This is a genomic window from Aeromonas sp. HMWF017 (assembly GCF_003061465.1).
GTDB classification, from domain to species: domain Bacteria; phylum Pseudomonadota; class Gammaproteobacteria; order Enterobacterales; family Aeromonadaceae; genus Aeromonas; species Aeromonas veronii.
Map to the genome: position 1 here is coordinate 41,334 of NZ_QAJD01000065.1, position 14,294 is coordinate 55,627.

The window sequence follows — 14,294 nt, forward strand, 5'->3', positions numbered from 1 at the left end:
CTCAGAGGTGATAGCGGGCCAGCAGCTGCTTGTAGGCGGGAGTCTGTTTGAACGCCTTGAGGGCAGAGGAGAAGCGGATAGCCAGCTGGTCGTGGCCGGGCTTGTGGGTAAACGCGAGGAAGTTGCGGTTGTCGTCGGTCAGCAGGCGCGAGCCGTGGTTCACCTGATCCTGCAACCCCTGAGTGTGCAGCAAGTAGCGACCGACCCGCTCGTTGAGCACCACCCCGTCCAGCCGACCGGCCATCATCAGATGCAGCTGTTTGATGGCATTCCCCTCCCCCGTCATCGGCATACGGAGCACCCCGGGATCGGTCAGAAAATCGGGGCTGTAGGCATAATCTTCCTGAATACCTATCCGCAGACCCTTGAGGTCGGAGAGCTGCTTGAAATCCACCGGGCGAGCCGTCGGATAGAAGAGCACTTCACCGCTGTAAGAGAGCGGCTCTTCGGGGTAGTGGAGCCAGTGCTGGCGGGAAGGTTCAAAGAAGACATCGAGCACCGCATCCCCCTGCCTGAGACGGGCCTGCTGCAGAACCCGCTTCCAGGGCAGCACCCTGATTTCAGTGCGATAACCCATCTGGCGCAACACGGTACAAGCCAGATCGAGATCGGCGCCGGCCAGCTCGCCATTGTCACCACGCATCACATATGGGGGCCACAGCTCGGTCAGCAGCGTCAGAGTCGGCGGCTCGTTCGTCGCCACGGCCGAACCAGCACCAAACAGGGAGGCCAGCAGCCAGCCGTACAACCCGATCCTTCGCCAACCCTGACACCACATCATGGAGATCCCTCATGGTCCGTATGGATTGAAGATATACAAGGGATGAGCAATAAAAAAGGAGGCCGAAGCCTCCTTGATATTCACTCTCTGAATGGCACTTACAGTGCTTTCAGGATTGCCTCGACGCTGGCCTTGGCATCGCCAAACAGCATCTGGGTATTTTCCTTGAAGAACAGCGGGTTCTGGACACCGGCGTAGCCAGTGTTCATGGAGCGCTTGAAGCCGATGACGTTCTGCGCTTTCCATACTTCCAGCACCGGCATACCGGCGATCGGGCTGCCCGGATCTTCCATCGCGGCCGGGTTAACGGTGTCGTTGGCACCAATCACCAGCACGGTATCGGTATCGGCGAAGTCGTCGTTGATCTCGTCCATTTCAAGCACGATGTCATACGGGACTTTCGCTTCCGCCAGCAGCACGTTCATGTGGCCAGGCAGACGACCGGCAACCGGGTGGATACCGAAACGCACCTTGACGCCACGATCACGCAGCTTCTGGGTGATTTCAGCCACCGGATACTGGGCCTGCGCCACCGCCATACCGTAGCCCGGGGTGATGATGACGGAGCTGGAGTTCTTCAGCAGGTCAGCCACTTCCTCGGCGCTGGTTTCGCGGTATTCGCCCATCTCCTGATCAGCCGTGGAGGCCACGCCATCGGAGCCGAAGCCACCGGCGATCACGGAGATGAAGGAGCGGTTCATCGCCTTGCACATGATGTAAGAGAGGATCGCACCGGAGGAACCCACCAGGGCACCGGTGACGATCAGCAGGTCGTTGGAGAGCATGAAGCCCGCCGCTGCCGCCGCCCAACCGGAGTAGGAGTTCAGCATGGAGACCACCACCGGCATGTCTGCGCCACCGATGGAGGCAACCAGATGCCAGCCGAAGGCGAAGGCGATCAAGGTCATCACCAGCAGGGCGAAGGTAGAGCCGCCCGCGTTGACGAAGTAGACCATCAGCGCCAGAGAAGCGACCACGGCCAGCAGGTTCAGCTTGTGGCGGTGCGGCAGCATCAGTGGCTTGGAGGAGATGAGACCACGCAGTTTGCCGAAGGCAACCACGGAACCGGTAAAGGTTACGGCACCGATGAAGACGCCAAGGAAGATCTCTACCAAGTGGATGTTCAGCATGGCGCCGGTCAGGTGCTCGACCTGGGCGACGCTGTTGGCCTGCTCGAACGCCGCACGGGCGGCTGCCAGGGTGGCATCCAGGTTGGAACCGACGGAGACGACCACCTCAGCAGGGGCAGAGGGGTGCAGATCGATGAAGCTGTTGAAGCCCACCAGTACTGCCGCCATACCCACGAAGCTGTGCAGCACGGCCACCAGCTCGGGCATCTCGGTCATTTCGACCTTGAGTGCCAGACGCACGCCGATGGCACCGCCGATCACCATGGCCAGGATGATCCAGTGAACACCACTGGTCTCCGGGTTGAATACGGTGGCGAGCAGGGCGATAGCCATACCCGCGATACCGAACAGGTTGCCATGCTTGGCCGTTTCTTGCTTCGACAGTCCCGCGAGACTGAGGATGAAGAGCACGGCGGCAACGATATAGGATGCTGTTACCAGTCCTTGAGACACGTTAAACCCCCTTAATCCTTACGGAACATCTTCAGCATGCGCTGAGTGACGGTGAAGCCGCCGAAGATGTTGATACTGGCAATCAGCACGGCGACGAACGCCAGCGCGGTGACCAGGGTCGACCCTTGCCCGATCTGCAGCAGGGCACCGACCACGATAATGCCGGAGATGGCATTGGTGACCGACATCAGCGGCGTATGCAGGGCGTGCGATACGTTCCACACCACGTAGTAACCGACCACACAGGCCAGGATGAATACGGTGAAGTGGGAGAGGAAGGCTGCCGGGGCAACGGAGGCGATCCAGCCGAAGGCGGCGATACCGATGGCACCGAACACGAACTTCTTGTTGGAGGGCTTGGCCTCTTCTTTCTTGGCGGCCGGTTTGGCGGCGGCCGGTTTCTGCGGGGCAGCAGAGACGGAGATGGCGGGCGGCGGGAAGGTCACTTCACCGGCCTGGATCACCGTCATGTTGCGCTGAACCGCGTCTTCGAAGTCGATGGCGACGTTGCCGTCCTTCTCCTTGCACATCAGCTTCATCAGGTTGACCAGGTTGGTACCGTAGAGCTGGGAGGATTGGGCAGGCAGACGACCTGGCAGATCGGTGTAACCAATCACCTTGACGCCGTTGTCGGTGACATGCAGCTCACCCGGCACTGTGTATTCACAGTTGCCGCCAGCCTGAGCGGCCATGTCCACGATGACGGAGCCCGGCTTCATGCTGTCGACCATCTCTTTGGTGATCAGCTTGGGAGCTGGCTTGCCCGGGATCAGGGCGGTGGTGATGATGATATCCACCTCTTTGGCCTGCTGGGCGAACAGCTCCATCTCGGCCTTGATGAACTCATCGGACATGACTTTGGCGTAACCATCGCTGGATGCACCGTCTTCGCCACCGAAGTCCAGCTTGAGGAATTCCCCACCCATGGATTCGATCTGCTCGGCCACTTCCAGACGGGTATCGAACGCACGCACGATGGCACCGAGGGAACCGGCAGTACCGATGGCAGCCAGACCGGCCACACCGGCACCGATCACCAGTACCTTGGCAGGCGGCACTTTACCGGCTGCGGTGATTTGACCGGTGAAGAAGCGACCGAACTGGTGCGCAGCTTCAACCACGGCGCGATAGCCACCGATGTTGGCCATGGAGGAGAGGGCATCGAGGGACTGGGCACGGGAGATCCGCGGCACCATATCCATCGCCATCACATTGATGTTGCGCTCGGACAGCTTCTTGACCAGCTCAGGGTTCTGGGCAGGCCAGATGAAGCTCACCAGAGTGGCGCCATCTTTAATTTGTGCGATCTCGGCATCGGTCGGCGCATTGACCTTGAAGATAAGGTCGGCTTGCCAGACATTCGGCACCACGCTGGCACCGGCAGCCTCGAAGGCGGCATCATCGAAGCTGGCCGACAGGCCTGCGCCGGTCTCGATGGCGACCTCGAAGCCGAGCTTTTTCAGCTGCTCGACGGTAGCCGGGGTCGCTGCGACCCGGGTCTCACCGGCGAGACTCTCTCTCGGTATTCCAATCTGCATGACTATTCCCTGATGGTTAATAAACAATCGCTGCCCAGTGTCTCACTTCTGACGAAACAAGACATGACCAAAGTGCAGGTCCAGGGCTCTTTGTTATGAAAATCAGTAGGCTTTACCTCAACCTCCTGTCATGGTCAGGCCCCCGCTTTTCAGGCGCGAAGGTGATTAGTATCAAATTTTGGAGTTTTATTACAACCGCAGTCCCGACGGCACTCGTACAGAATTCAGCCCATCCCTGGCTACGATTAAAAAAAACAAACCAAATTAGAGGCTTATACCAGTAAAAACGGCTGAAAAAAGTGATCCAACCAGTCAAAAAAAATGTTTTACCGGCCCTCTATCTTAGCGTTTTTTGTTCTTACGAAATCCACTTTCGTCTCACTTCTCGCAGCGAAACGCCGAAAAGTAACATTTTCCCAACAAAAGCGGGGCCACTCAGCCGCCAGAAGGCGGGAGAGGGCCCCGGCAATTCAATCGTTTCGCCCGTTTGGCACCGATTGGCGGCCCTTACCAGGCCGCTTCATAAATATGCTGGCTCTGCACCAGATCGATATCGCCGTGCTCGCCCAGACGGGTCATACCGTGCTCACCCAGCTTGCCGATCAGGGTGTCGATACCCAGATCTTTCAGACCGTAGTCGCGCAGTCGGGTCTTGACCCCCATCCGCTCGAAGAAGTCGCGGGTCGCGGCGATGGCATCATCGATGCGCTCCGCTTCGCTGCCGCTGTTCAGACCCCACACCCGCTCTGCGTATTGCAGCAGCTTGGCATGTTTCTGTTTGCGCTTGGCCTGCAGCAGGGCAGGCAGCACCACCGCCAGAGTCTGGGCGTGGTCGATGCCGTGCAGGGCAGTCAGCTCGTGACCCAGCATGTGGGTGGCCCAATCCTGCGGCACACCGGCACCGATCAGGCCGTTCAACGCCATGGTGGCGCTCCACATGATGTTGGCGCGCACCTCGTAGTTCTGCGGCTCGGCCAGCGCCTTGGGGCCCTCTTCGATCAGGGTCAGCAGCAAGCCTTCAGCGAAGCGATCCTGCACCTTGGCATTGACCGGATAGGTGAGGTACTGCTCCACGATGTGAACAAAGGCATCCACCACTCCGTTCGCCACCTGACGCTCGGGCAGGGTGTAGGTGAGCACCGGATCCAGCACGGCGAAGCGCGGCATCACGAACGGCGAGAAGAAGTGCACCTTGTCGCCACTGCTGCGACGGGTGATGACGGCGCCCATGTTCATTTCGGAACCGGTCGCCGGCAGGGTCAGCACGGAACCGAGCGGGATGGCGGAGCGCACTTCGCTGCCGACGGTTTCGAGAATGTGCCAGGGATCCTTGGCCAGATCGTAGTGCGCGGCAGCAGCGATAAACTTGGTGCCATCGAGCACCGAGCCGCCGCCAACGGCGAGCAGGAAGTCGACCCGCTCGGCACGGGCCAGCTCCACGGCGCCCATCAGGGTCTCGTAGGCCGGGTTCGGCTCGATGCCGCCAAATTCAAACAGGGTCATGCCAGCCAGCTCGTTACGGATCTGCTCCAGCAGGCCGCTGCGTACCACGCTGCCGCCGCCATAGGTGATCATGACGCGGGCATCGCTCGGGAGCTGCTCGCGCAGCTGGGCGATCTGCCCTTGGCCGAACAGGATTTTGGTCGGGGTATGGAGAGTAAAGTTGTTCATCGACATTGCCTTCTTCTGATAGTCAGGGCGGCCTGGCCGCGAAATCGTGATTGCATTTTTCTCCAGAACCACACTACCATCAAGACAACATCCTGCTTGATTCTTGCCTATTTCTACAAAGCAGCAAAAACCGGAACTGTCGAATCAAAGAGCGCACATGCAAAACCGTTACAGCGACCTCGCCGCCAGATTGACCCGCCACGTCACCGCACCCGGCATCACCCCATCACCGGTGAAACAGGTCAACCTCATCTATACCACCGAGCATCATGGCCGCACCCCGGTGCTCTACCAACCGCGGATGATCGTTATCCTGCAGGGACACAAGGTGGGTTATCTGGCGGATCAAGTGTTTCGCTACGACCCCAACCACTACCTGCTGATGACCCTGCCGCTCCCCTGCGAGTGCGAGTGCTTCGCCTCCCCTGAGCAGCCGCTTATCGGGTTTACCATCGAGATCGATCTGGTCACCCTGCAAGAGCTGCTGCTGGAGCTGGGCGATGCCCTGCCCGCCCCCGCGCCGCAAAAGAGCGGCGTCCACTCGGTTCCCCTGTCGGAAACCATGTTTTGCGCCGCCGAGCGGCTGATCGAGCTGATGGACAACCCGCTGCACGCCAGGGTGCTGGGGCCGCAGACGGTGCGGGAAATGCTGTTCCACGCTCTCACCGAGGGGGGCGGCCCGGCGCTGCAGGCGCTCGCCAATCGCCACAACCATGTGGGCCAGATCGCCAGGGTGCTGCGTATGATAGAGTCCCGTTATGCCGACAACCTCACCATGGAGGAGCTGGCGCGAGAGGTGAACATGAGCGTCTCCGCCTTTCACCACCACTTCAAGGCGGTCACTGCCACCTCGCCGCTGCAGTACATCAAGTCGTTTCGCCTGCACAAGGCGCGGATGATGATGCTGCACGACGGCATCAAGGCGGGCACCGCGGCGGCCAGAGTCGGTTACGAGAGCAACTCCCAGTTCAGCCGGGAGTACAAGCGCTTCTTCGGCAGCACGCCGACGGATCAGGCCTCCCGCTTCCGGGATGGCCAGCTTCGCATCATTGAGGGATAACAAGAGAGGGATTACTTATGCGTTCACTGCTTTGCCTGTTCACCGCTTTACTGCTGACGGCCTGTACCGGGATTGCCGACGGCATTCGCCCCGTTACCGGCTTCCAGCTCGACCGTTATCTTGGCACCTGGTACGAAATCGCCCGCCTCGACCACAGCTTCGAGCGGGGGCTGGAGCAGGTGAGCGCCACCTACAGCTTGCGGGACGATGGCGGCGTCAAGGTGCTCAACCGCGGCAAGCAGAGCGATGGCAGCTGGCGCGAAGCCGAGGGCAAGGCCTATTTCGTCGATAGTCCTGACGAGGCGCGGCTCAAGGTGAGCTTCTTCGGCCCCTTCTACGGCGGCTACAACGTCATCGACCTCGACCCCGATTATCAGCTCTCGCTGGTGACCAGCTACAACCACGACTACCTCTGGATCCTTTCCCGCTCACCCAACCCGCCCAAGGCGAAGGTGGATGCGCTGGTCGCCAAAGCGAAATCGCTGGGCTTTGCCACCGACCAGCTGATTTGGGTCAAGCAGAACCCTTAAGCCAGTCGTGAAATAACAAAGGGCAGCCCGCGGGCTGCCCTTTCTGTTGCTGGCGTGGCGGGATGTCAGAGCCGGAAGCGGCCGATCTCCTGCTCCAGCCGCTCGGTCAGCGACTTGAGCTCGGCCGCCTGTGCCGCCTCGTTGCCCGCCTGCTCGGCCAGCTCTTGCGAGACGTGGCGAATATTCTCGGTATTGCGGCTGATCTCGCCGGTCACTGAAGTCTGCTCCTCGGCCGCTGCGGCGATCTGGGTCGCCATGTCGCTGATGGAGCCGATCGCCTCGTTGATCCGGGCAAGGCTCTGGTTGGCCGCTTCCGCATCCTCGACGCTGGTACCCGCCAGCTGACGGCTGGTCTCCATACCACCCACAGCGCGACGGGTGGTCTGCTGCAGGGTCTCGATCATCTGCTGGATCTCGTCGGTGGAGTCGTGGGTACGGCGTGACAGCACCCGCACCTCGTCCGCCACCACCGCAAAACCACGGCCCTGCTCACCGGCCCGGGCCGCCTCGATGGCGGCGTTGAGCGCCAGCAGGTTGGTCTGCTCGGCGATGCCGCTGATGGTCGCCAGAATGCCGCTGATCTTCTGGGCATGGCTGTCCAGCTCATTGATGATCTGGCTGGCATCGGCCACTTCGTCCGCCAGACCGGTAATGCTGCGCTGACTCTGGCCAACCTGGGATTGACCAGCGACCGCCAGTGCGACCGCATCGGTGGCGGTGGTGGCGGCAAACTCGGCGTTGCCGGCGATCTCCTGGGTAGCGGAAGCCATCTCGGTCACCGCGGTCGCCACCATCACGATCTCGTCCTGCTGCTGGCGCACCCGCTGACTGCGAGCCTGCGCCCCGGTCGCCTGGGCGCGAGACTGTGCCGCCAGCTCGACGGTCACATCCCGCAACCGGCTGACGATACCGTGCAGCCGCGCCACGAACTGGTTGAAGTTCTGGGCCAGCTGACCCACCTCATCCTTGCTGTGGGTGTTGATGTGAACGGTGAGATCCCCCTCGCCGTGGGCAATGTCGTGCAGGGCGTGCGCGACCCGACCGAGATCGGCGAACAGGTATTTGAAGGTGGCGGTGAGCAGGGCGCTGAACACCAGCATCAGCACCAGAGTCAGCCCCACCAGCTCCCACAGCAGGCTGCTGAGCGGCGCCTCCAGCACATCGCGATACATCACCATGGCCAGCAGCCAGTCGGTGCCCGGTACCGGTTGTACCGCCAGCAGCACATCCCGCCCGTCGAGGGTGGCGGCGTGCAGCTCGCTGTTTTCACGGCCCCACTGCTGGAAGGTGGCGGCAGAGAGTCCCGGCGCCAGCTCGGCGATGGGCTTGAGCGCCAGATCCTTCTGCGGATGGCCGACGATGAGGCCGCTGCTGTCGAGCAGCATGGCGTAGCCCTCACCCTGCACCTTCATCGCCAGCACTTCGTCGATCAGCTTGTCGAGCGCCAGGTTGGCCCCCACGGCACCAACCAGCTCGCCCTGATGGCGCACCGGCTCGGAAAGAGTGACCACCAGCTTCTGCATGGTGACGCTGACATAGGGGGCGGTGACGATCAGCTGCCCCGCCTTCACCGCATCCTGATACCAGGGGCGCTCGCGCGGGTCATAGTTGCCGGTATTGAGGGAGGGATCCTGCCGGGTCATCACCCCCTGCGCGGAGCCAAAATAGGTGAGGCCGAAGCCGCCGGAGGTGTAGGCCTGCTTCAGGTGGGGCACCAGTTCGGCTTGGGGGTTATCGCTGATCAGGTTGACCAGCGCATGGACGGTGTTCTTGCGATCCGTCATCCATTCGCCGATGGCGACCGAGTAGGCGTGGCCATAGTTGACCGCCTCGCTCTGGATGGCGCTCATGGTGCGGGATTTTAGGGTGTGAAAGGCAACGATGCCGAGCAGTGATGCCATCAGCAGCACTACGCCAAGACTGGTGGCCAGCAGCTTGCCGCGCAGAGAGAGGGTCATGACGACGAATCCTTGTTGTTGTGTCAGGCAGGGAAAACCCTGATGTATCAAAGGCTATCGGCCGCAATATGAACAGACTTTAGTGAATCTGTATATTTTCCCATCTATCAACAACAGAACGCGCTATTCGTGTGAACCAGATCGCTATTCCATGCTACTGACTCTTGTAACAACAAAGCAGCAGGCCGCCCGAAGGCGGCCTGTCACTTACCCCTGATATGCACCGGCGGAGTAGGTCAGCTCATAGCTGTGGCTGTAGATCTCGATGATGTTGCCGAAGGGATCTTCCATGTAGACCATGCGGTAGGGCTTCTCGCCCGGGTAGTACTCGCGCACCGGCATCCGCTGCTTGCCGCCCGCTGCGACGATGCGCGCCGCCAGCCCCTCGACATCCGGATCCTGCACGCTGAAGTGGAACACCCCGGTCTTCCAGAATTCGAAGTTGTTCTCACGGCGCTCGCTGTTGGGGAACTCGAACAGTTCGATGCCGATCTTGTCGCCGGTAGAGAGGTGGGCGATGCGAAAACAACCCCAACCCGGGCCGAACACGTCGTTGCACATCACGCCGATGGCAGAGTCATCCTCGCTGATGGTGGTGGCCGGCATGATGAGATACCAGCCCATCACCTTGGTATAGAACTCGACCGCTTTGTCGAGGTCAGTCACCGTGATGCCGATGTGGGAGAAGTTGCGCGGGTAAGTCATACGTCACCTTGAAATTGTGTGTGGGAAACAGGTGACATGATAGGAAGGGGCGACATAATGAAAAATAAGGTCAAACTAATGGAAGGCATAAATTAAATTTATGGTTAATCCACTCTGGCTCCATACCCTGGTGGTGGTGCATGAAACCGGCAGTTTTACCCGTGCCGCCGAGCGGCTGGATCTCACCCAGGCCGCCGTCAGTCAGCATATCTCGCGCCTCGAGGCCGAATTTGGCCCCCTGCTGCTGCGCAAGCCTCGCCAGCTGGAGCTCACCCCGCGCGGGCTGGTGCTGCTCGACTTCGCCCGCCAGCAGGCGCAGGCCGCCGAACAGCTGCGAGCCCGTCTATCTGACGACGACCCTCACCGCGGCGCCATCACCCTGTCCACCCCGGGCAGCATCGGCCTGCTGCTCTATCCCCTGCTGCTCGACCAGCAACAGGAGCACCCCGGACTCACCATCCAGCACCGCTTTGCCCCCACCCCCGACATAGTGCAGGCGGTACTGGCAGGGCGCAGCGATCTGGGACTGGTGGATCAGCCGCCTGAACACCCCAGCATCGCCGCCGAGCCCTTCGCCCGCGAACCCCTCTGCCTGGTGGTGCCCAACGATGGCGAGGAGCAGAGCTGGCAGCACCTCTGTCAGCTCGGCTTTATCGACCACCCGGATGGCCGCAGCATGGCACAACGCCTGTTGGGACGACGCTACCCCGGCCAGCGCGTTGACGAGATCCCGCAGCGCGGCTTTACCAACCAGATCGGCCTGATCCTGGAGCCGGTCGCCCGCGGCCTCGGTTTTACCGTGCTGCCCCGCTTCGCCGTCACCGCCTTTGCCCAACAGGAGAAGATCCGGGTGATCCAGAGCAGCATTGAGGTGATCGACACCCTCTGGCTGATCTACCGCGCCGAGTGGCCACTCCCCGCCCGCCACCAGCGGCTGGTCACCGTCCTGAAACAGCGGGTTGCTGCACATTGAACGCTCTTGCGGCAGACATCGAGATCAATGTGACCACAGTTACCGAGGGCTAGCGGCAAGAAGGAGAAGAGAAAGGAGAGAGGGATCAATTGGCGAACGCCGGAAATGCGAAAGGCCAGCTCAATGAGCTGGCCTTTCTGAAAATGGCAGGGGCGGCAGGACTCGAACCCGCAACCATCGGTTTTGGAGACCGCTGTTCTACCAATTGGAACTACGCCCCTGCAACAAACGAGGCGTAGTATACAAAGTGGAGATCAAAGGTAAAGGCTTTTTTTACGCTTTCGATGCGATTGCACAAATCCCGAACAAGTCGCGGTTGTTTGTGCAGCAAAGCGGGATAACTTGCTGTATTTGCAGCCCTGCCGGGGTAGGAATGGGACATAAATGGGGGTAGGGTGAAATCAGGTACCGGGAGGCCACTTATGCTCAATTACCGATTGCTCCAACAACTGGCGCCCCTCAATTTCAGGGATGAACGCAAGACAGAGTCCCTGCCCGCCTATCTTGAACGGGTCGCGCCGCTGGTGCCCTTTATTCCTGAAAATGTGCTCTCCCAGTGGATTTACCGCCATTGGCGCGGTTTTGAGTCCAACTGGAGCTTTATCGATCTCGCCAGCCATCAGTTCACCTGTGAAAGCTGGCCCACCGCGCAGCTGGTGGATCAGGTGGACTCCCGCCATATGGAGGTGATCGAGCGCTGGGGGGAGATGCTGCGCAGCAACCGTTATGTCCGCCGCTCCTGGCTCGGCGAGAAGATGCTGAGCGACGGCACCTGGCCCGAACCTGTCATCGTACTGGCGCCGGAGGAGGGTGCCAGCTACCCGAACGATCATCCCCTGCCCCGCCCCTACTGCCTGCTGGAAGGGCACCACAGACTCGGTTATTTGCGCGCCATGGCCCGCGATGGGGAATCGCTGCAAGAGACGCACAAGGTGTGGATTTGTCGTCATTTTTCCGCCACTTAAACGTTTTTCACGCTGAAATTGGCATCGGAAATAAAATTTTGACAATTAAAAAAGCGGCCCTATAATCTGTCCGGTTTTGAAAAAGGTCGGGACGAAACGATGCAGTTTTTGATTCAGAAAACAGCCTTGCAGACGGGTGGTGCGCACCAGAGCGGCCCCGTTGTTTCCGGTTCCCACCCCAAAGATCCCCAGTTATTTTTAAAAAAAGCCCCTGTTTCAGGGGCTTTTTTTTGTGCCCGAAAAACCTCCAATGATGTCAAAGGGAATGCAGACGATGACCAATCCACTCTATAAGAAACATGTCATCTCCATTTCGGACCTGACCCGGTCAGAAATGGAACTGGTAGTCTCAACCGCACAACGGTTGAAGGCTGAACCTGACACCAGCCTGTTGAAAGACAAGCTGGTTGCCAGCTGCTTCTTCGAAGCCTCCACCCGCACCCGCCTCTCCTTCGAGACCGCGGTACAGCGCCTTGGCGGCAACATCATCGGCTTCGCTGACGGTGGCAACACCAGCGCCAAGAAGGGAGAGACGCTGGCTGACTCCATCAAGATCATCGGCTCCTACTCGGATGCGGTGGTGATGCGCCACCCGAAAGAGGGTGCCGCCCGTCTGGCCTCCGAGTTCTCCCGTGTGCCGGTCATCAACGGCGGCGACGGCTCCAACCAGCATCCGAGCCAGACCCTGCTCGACCTGTTCACCATCCATGAGACCCAGGGTCGTCTGGACAACCTCAACGTCGCCTTCGTCGGTGACCTGAAATATGGCCGCACCGTGCACTCGCTGGCCCAGGCCCTCAGCCTGTTCAACTGCCGCTTCTTCTTCATCTCCCCGGAAGCGCTGGCGATGCCGGACTACATCTGCGAAGAGCTGGAAGAGAAGGGTATCCAGTTCAGCGTCCACCAGACCATGGAAGAGGTGATGCCGGAGCTGGACATCCTCTACATGACCCGCGTCCAGAAAGAGCGCTTCGACGAGACCGAATACAAGCACATGGCCGCCAAGTTCATTCTGGAGCTGGCGACCCTGGAAGGGGCCAAGCCCACCATGAAGATCCTGCATCCCCTGCCCCGCGTCGACGAGATCGATGTAGCGGTCGACAAGACTCCCCACGCTTGCTACTTCCAGCAGGCGGAGAACGGGGTCTATGCACGCCAGGCACTGCTGGCACTGGTACTGAACGAAACTGTCTGAGCTTAGGGGAATATCATGTCTGACAAGAACCAACTGCAAGTCGAAGCCATCCGTCACGGCTCCGTCATCGATCACATCCCCGCTGGCCAGGGCATCAAGATCCTCAAGCTGTTCCAGCTGGTCGAAACCCAGGAGCGGATCACCGTCGGCTTCAACCTGAAATCCGGCGCGCTGGGCAAGAAGGATCTCATCAAGATTGAGAACACCCGTCTGACCGAGCAACAGGCCAATCAGCTGGCGCTGTTCGCCCCGAAAGCGACCGTCAACATCATCGAAGACTTCAATGTGGTGAAGAAGCACCAGTTGGAGCTGCCTGAGTTCATCGCCGGGGTGTTCCACTGCCCCAACTCCAACTGCATCTCCCACAACGAGCCGGTAGACAGCTACTTCCGGGTGCGCGAAGTGAAAGGCGTGGTGCGGATGAAGTGCAAATATTGCGAGAAGTCCTTCACTCAGGACATCGTCAGCGAGCGTTACTGATATCTGATTGGGCCCCGCGGGGCCCATTTTTGAACCCTGTCACATCACCAAATTTCCAGTCAGCTATAATTTGCCATCGCAAGATGGTAATGCCCGCTCATTCCCTGCATATAGATGGATTATCAGTGTTTTTGCCTGATAACTGACTGCTATGGCAGATATCGCGCGTTTACCTCCGAACATCATCAAAGGAATTCGCCGTGGTCAAAACCCTCAGTCGTCCCGTTGCCCAAGAGCCCGATCTGGCCCAGCTGGATGCCTGTCGCCAGATCATCGGTCAGCACTGTTACAGCACCCAGGAAGAGATCCGCCGCGAGCTGTCGGAGCGCGGCTTTGCCGACATCAGCCAGTCCACCATCTCCCGTCTGTTGCGCCGCCTCGGCGTCGCCAAGGCCCAGAATGCCAACGGCAAGAAGGTCTACACCCTGGTCGATGAGCAGCTGGAACCCGCCGGCAGTACCCGCTCGATCCACGACATGGTGCGCGAAGTGGTACACAACCAGCAGATGGTGCTGATCCACACCACTCCGGGGGCCGCCACCGTGGTGGCTCGCCTGCTGGATCGCAACGCCAATCCCGAGATCATGGGCGCCGTCGCGGGCAACGATGTAGTGCTGGTCGCGCCGCGCCATATCAGCCGTACCCGTCAGGCCCACGCCGCCGTGGTGCGCACCCTGGCGCAGGCCCGCTAACCCCTTTCATCGAATGCATCGAGGCGACCTTCGGGTCGCCTTTTTGTTGCCTGCGACTTTGTGTCCATCACTTCTTGCGCCCATAAAAAACGGGAGCCCGCAGGCTCCCGTTTCATCTTGTTTGTTATCCCTCAGGAGAGCACGGCGCCCAGGCTCAGGCAGA

The 14,294-nt window shown here is 60.1% G+C and carries 14 protein-coding genes and 1 tRNA gene; 8 read left to right on the forward strand and 7 right to left on the reverse strand.

The genetic code is table 11. The features are described from left to right. Position 1: 1 nt before the first annotated feature. From DBR30_RS06505 to yqhD, 4 genes are all read right to left on the reverse strand, one after another. Complete coding sequence (locus DBR30_RS06505) at positions 2-781, reverse strand: substrate-binding periplasmic protein (RefSeq protein WP_108542295.1); 780 nt, start codon at positions 779-781, stop codon at positions 2-4. A 98-nt stretch (positions 782-879) separates the two neighbouring features. Next, positions 880-2,364, reverse strand: coding sequence for a Re/Si-specific NAD(P)(+) transhydrogenase subunit beta (gene pntB / locus DBR30_RS06510; protein WP_005339759.1), 1,485 nt, complete (start codon positions 2,362-2,364; stop codon positions 880-882). Between the two features lie 11 nt (positions 2,365-2,375). After that, on the reverse strand, positions 2,376-3,902 hold the full coding sequence (gene pntA, locus DBR30_RS06515; protein ID WP_108542294.1) for a Re/Si-specific NAD(P)(+) transhydrogenase subunit alpha: 1,527 nt from the start codon (positions 3,900-3,902) through the stop codon (positions 2,376-2,378). 507 nt (positions 3,903-4,409) lie between these two features. Then, the gene (gene yqhD / locus DBR30_RS06520) at positions 4,410-5,573 is read right to left on the reverse strand and encodes an alcohol dehydrogenase (RefSeq protein WP_108542293.1); all 1,164 of its coding nucleotides are present in this window, start codon (positions 5,571-5,573) and stop codon (positions 4,410-4,412) included. Between the two features lie 157 nt (positions 5,574-5,730). Between yqhD and DBR30_RS06525 the strand changes: the two genes are divergently transcribed. Both DBR30_RS06525 and DBR30_RS06530 read left to right on the forward strand, forming a co-directional pair. Further along, positions 5,731-6,633, forward strand: coding sequence for an AraC family transcriptional regulator (locus DBR30_RS06525; RefSeq protein ID WP_019446575.1), 903 nt, complete (start codon positions 5,731-5,733; stop codon positions 6,631-6,633). Positions 6,634-6,650: 17 nt separating this feature from the next. Then, on the forward strand, positions 6,651-7,163 hold the full coding sequence (locus tag DBR30_RS06530) for a lipocalin family protein (protein ID WP_040070068.1): 513 nt from the start codon (positions 6,651-6,653) through the stop codon (positions 7,161-7,163). 65 nt (positions 7,164-7,228) lie between these two features. On the opposite strand, the gene DBR30_RS06535 is transcribed toward DBR30_RS06530, so the two are convergent. Next, on the reverse strand, positions 7,229-9,121 hold the full coding sequence (locus DBR30_RS06535) for a methyl-accepting chemotaxis protein (protein ID WP_108542292.1): 1,893 nt from the start codon (positions 9,119-9,121) through the stop codon (positions 7,229-7,231). Between the two features lie 207 nt (positions 9,122-9,328). Further along, positions 9,329-9,826 carry a lactoylglutathione lyase family protein gene (locus DBR30_RS06540; RefSeq protein WP_108542291.1) on the reverse strand — a complete coding sequence of 166 codons (498 nt, stop codon included), beginning with the start codon at positions 9,824-9,826 and terminating at the stop codon, positions 9,329-9,331. Positions 9,827-9,926: 100 nt separating this feature from the next. On the opposite strand from DBR30_RS06540, the gene DBR30_RS06545 reads away from it, so the two are divergent. Next, positions 9,927-10,799 carry a LysR family transcriptional regulator gene (locus tag DBR30_RS06545; RefSeq protein WP_108542290.1) on the forward strand — a complete coding sequence of 291 codons (873 nt, stop codon included), beginning with the start codon at positions 9,927-9,929 and terminating at the stop codon, positions 10,797-10,799. 144 nt (positions 10,800-10,943) lie between these two features. Here the strand turns inward: DBR30_RS06545 and DBR30_RS06550 are convergent. After that, a tRNA-Trp gene (locus DBR30_RS06550) sits at positions 10,944-11,020 on the reverse strand. Positions 11,021-11,221: 201 nt separating this feature from the next. Here DBR30_RS06550 and DBR30_RS06555 point away from each other — a divergent pair. The 5 genes from DBR30_RS06555 to DBR30_RS06570 all read left to right on the forward strand — a co-directional run bounded on the left by DBR30_RS06555 (position 11,222) and on the right by DBR30_RS06570 (position 14,131). Beyond that, on the forward strand, positions 11,222-11,764 hold the full coding sequence (locus DBR30_RS06555; RefSeq protein WP_108588250.1) for a hypothetical protein: 543 nt from the start codon (positions 11,222-11,224) through the stop codon (positions 11,762-11,764). Between the two features lie 99 nt (positions 11,765-11,863). Then, positions 11,864-12,058: a hypothetical protein gene (locus DBR30_RS21060; RefSeq protein ID WP_133249581.1), complete on the forward strand. Its 195-nt coding sequence runs from the start codon at positions 11,864-11,866 to the stop codon at positions 12,056-12,058. Continuing rightward, positions 12,039-12,959, forward strand: coding sequence for an aspartate carbamoyltransferase (pyrB, locus tag DBR30_RS06560; RefSeq protein WP_005339735.1), 921 nt, complete (start codon positions 12,039-12,041; stop codon positions 12,957-12,959). Before DBR30_RS21060 ends, pyrB begins: the two co-directional genes overlap by 20 nt. Before the next feature lie 15 nt (positions 12,960-12,974). Then, positions 12,975-13,439, forward strand: a complete 465-nt coding sequence (gene pyrI / locus DBR30_RS06565) for an aspartate carbamoyltransferase regulatory subunit (RefSeq protein ID WP_005339730.1) — start codon at positions 12,975-12,977, stop codon at positions 13,437-13,439. Positions 13,440-13,639: 200 nt separating this feature from the next. Beyond that, entirely contained in the window at positions 13,640-14,131 is a 492-nt protein-coding gene (locus DBR30_RS06570) for an arginine repressor (RefSeq protein WP_005339728.1), read from the forward strand. The last annotated feature ends 163 nt before the right edge of the window (positions 14,132-14,294 follow it).

What these genes read in the sequence shown, in the direction of transcription:
- DBR30_RS06535 (WP_108542292.1), bottom strand. Translation starts at nt 9,121, where the DNA reads ATGACCCTCTCTCTGCGCGGCAAGCTGCTGGCCACCAGTCTTGGCGTA.
- DBR30_RS06505 (WP_108542295.1), bottom strand. Translation starts at nt 781, where the DNA reads ATGATGTGGTGTCAGGGTTGGCGAAGGATCGGGTTGTACGGCTGGCTG.
- DBR30_RS06545 (WP_108542290.1), top strand. Translation starts at nt 9,927, where the DNA reads ATGGTTAATCCACTCTGGCTCCATACCCTGGTGGTGGTGCATGAAACC.
- DBR30_RS06525 (WP_019446575.1), top strand. Translation starts at nt 5,731, where the DNA reads ATGCAAAACCGTTACAGCGACCTCGCCGCCAGATTGACCCGCCACGTC.
- DBR30_RS21060 (WP_133249581.1), top strand. Translation starts at nt 11,864, where the DNA reads ATGCAGTTTTTGATTCAGAAAACAGCCTTGCAGACGGGTGGTGCGCAC.
- yqhD (WP_108542293.1), bottom strand. Translation starts at nt 5,573, where the DNA reads ATGAACAACTTTACTCTCCATACCCCGACCAAAATCCTGTTCGGCCAA.
- DBR30_RS06555 (WP_108588250.1), top strand. Translation starts at nt 11,222, where the DNA reads ATGCTCAATTACCGATTGCTCCAACAACTGGCGCCCCTCAATTTCAGG.
- DBR30_RS06530 (WP_040070068.1), top strand. Translation starts at nt 6,651, where the DNA reads ATGCGTTCACTGCTTTGCCTGTTCACCGCTTTACTGCTGACGGCCTGT.
- pyrB (WP_005339735.1), top strand. Translation starts at nt 12,039, where the DNA reads ATGACCAATCCACTCTATAAGAAACATGTCATCTCCATTTCGGACCTG.
- DBR30_RS06540 (WP_108542291.1), bottom strand. Translation starts at nt 9,826, where the DNA reads ATGACTTACCCGCGCAACTTCTCCCACATCGGCATCACGGTGACTGAC.
- pntA (WP_108542294.1), bottom strand. Translation starts at nt 3,902, where the DNA reads ATGCAGATTGGAATACCGAGAGAGAGTCTCGCCGGTGAGACCCGGGTC.
- pyrI (WP_005339730.1), top strand. Translation starts at nt 12,975, where the DNA reads ATGTCTGACAAGAACCAACTGCAAGTCGAAGCCATCCGTCACGGCTCC.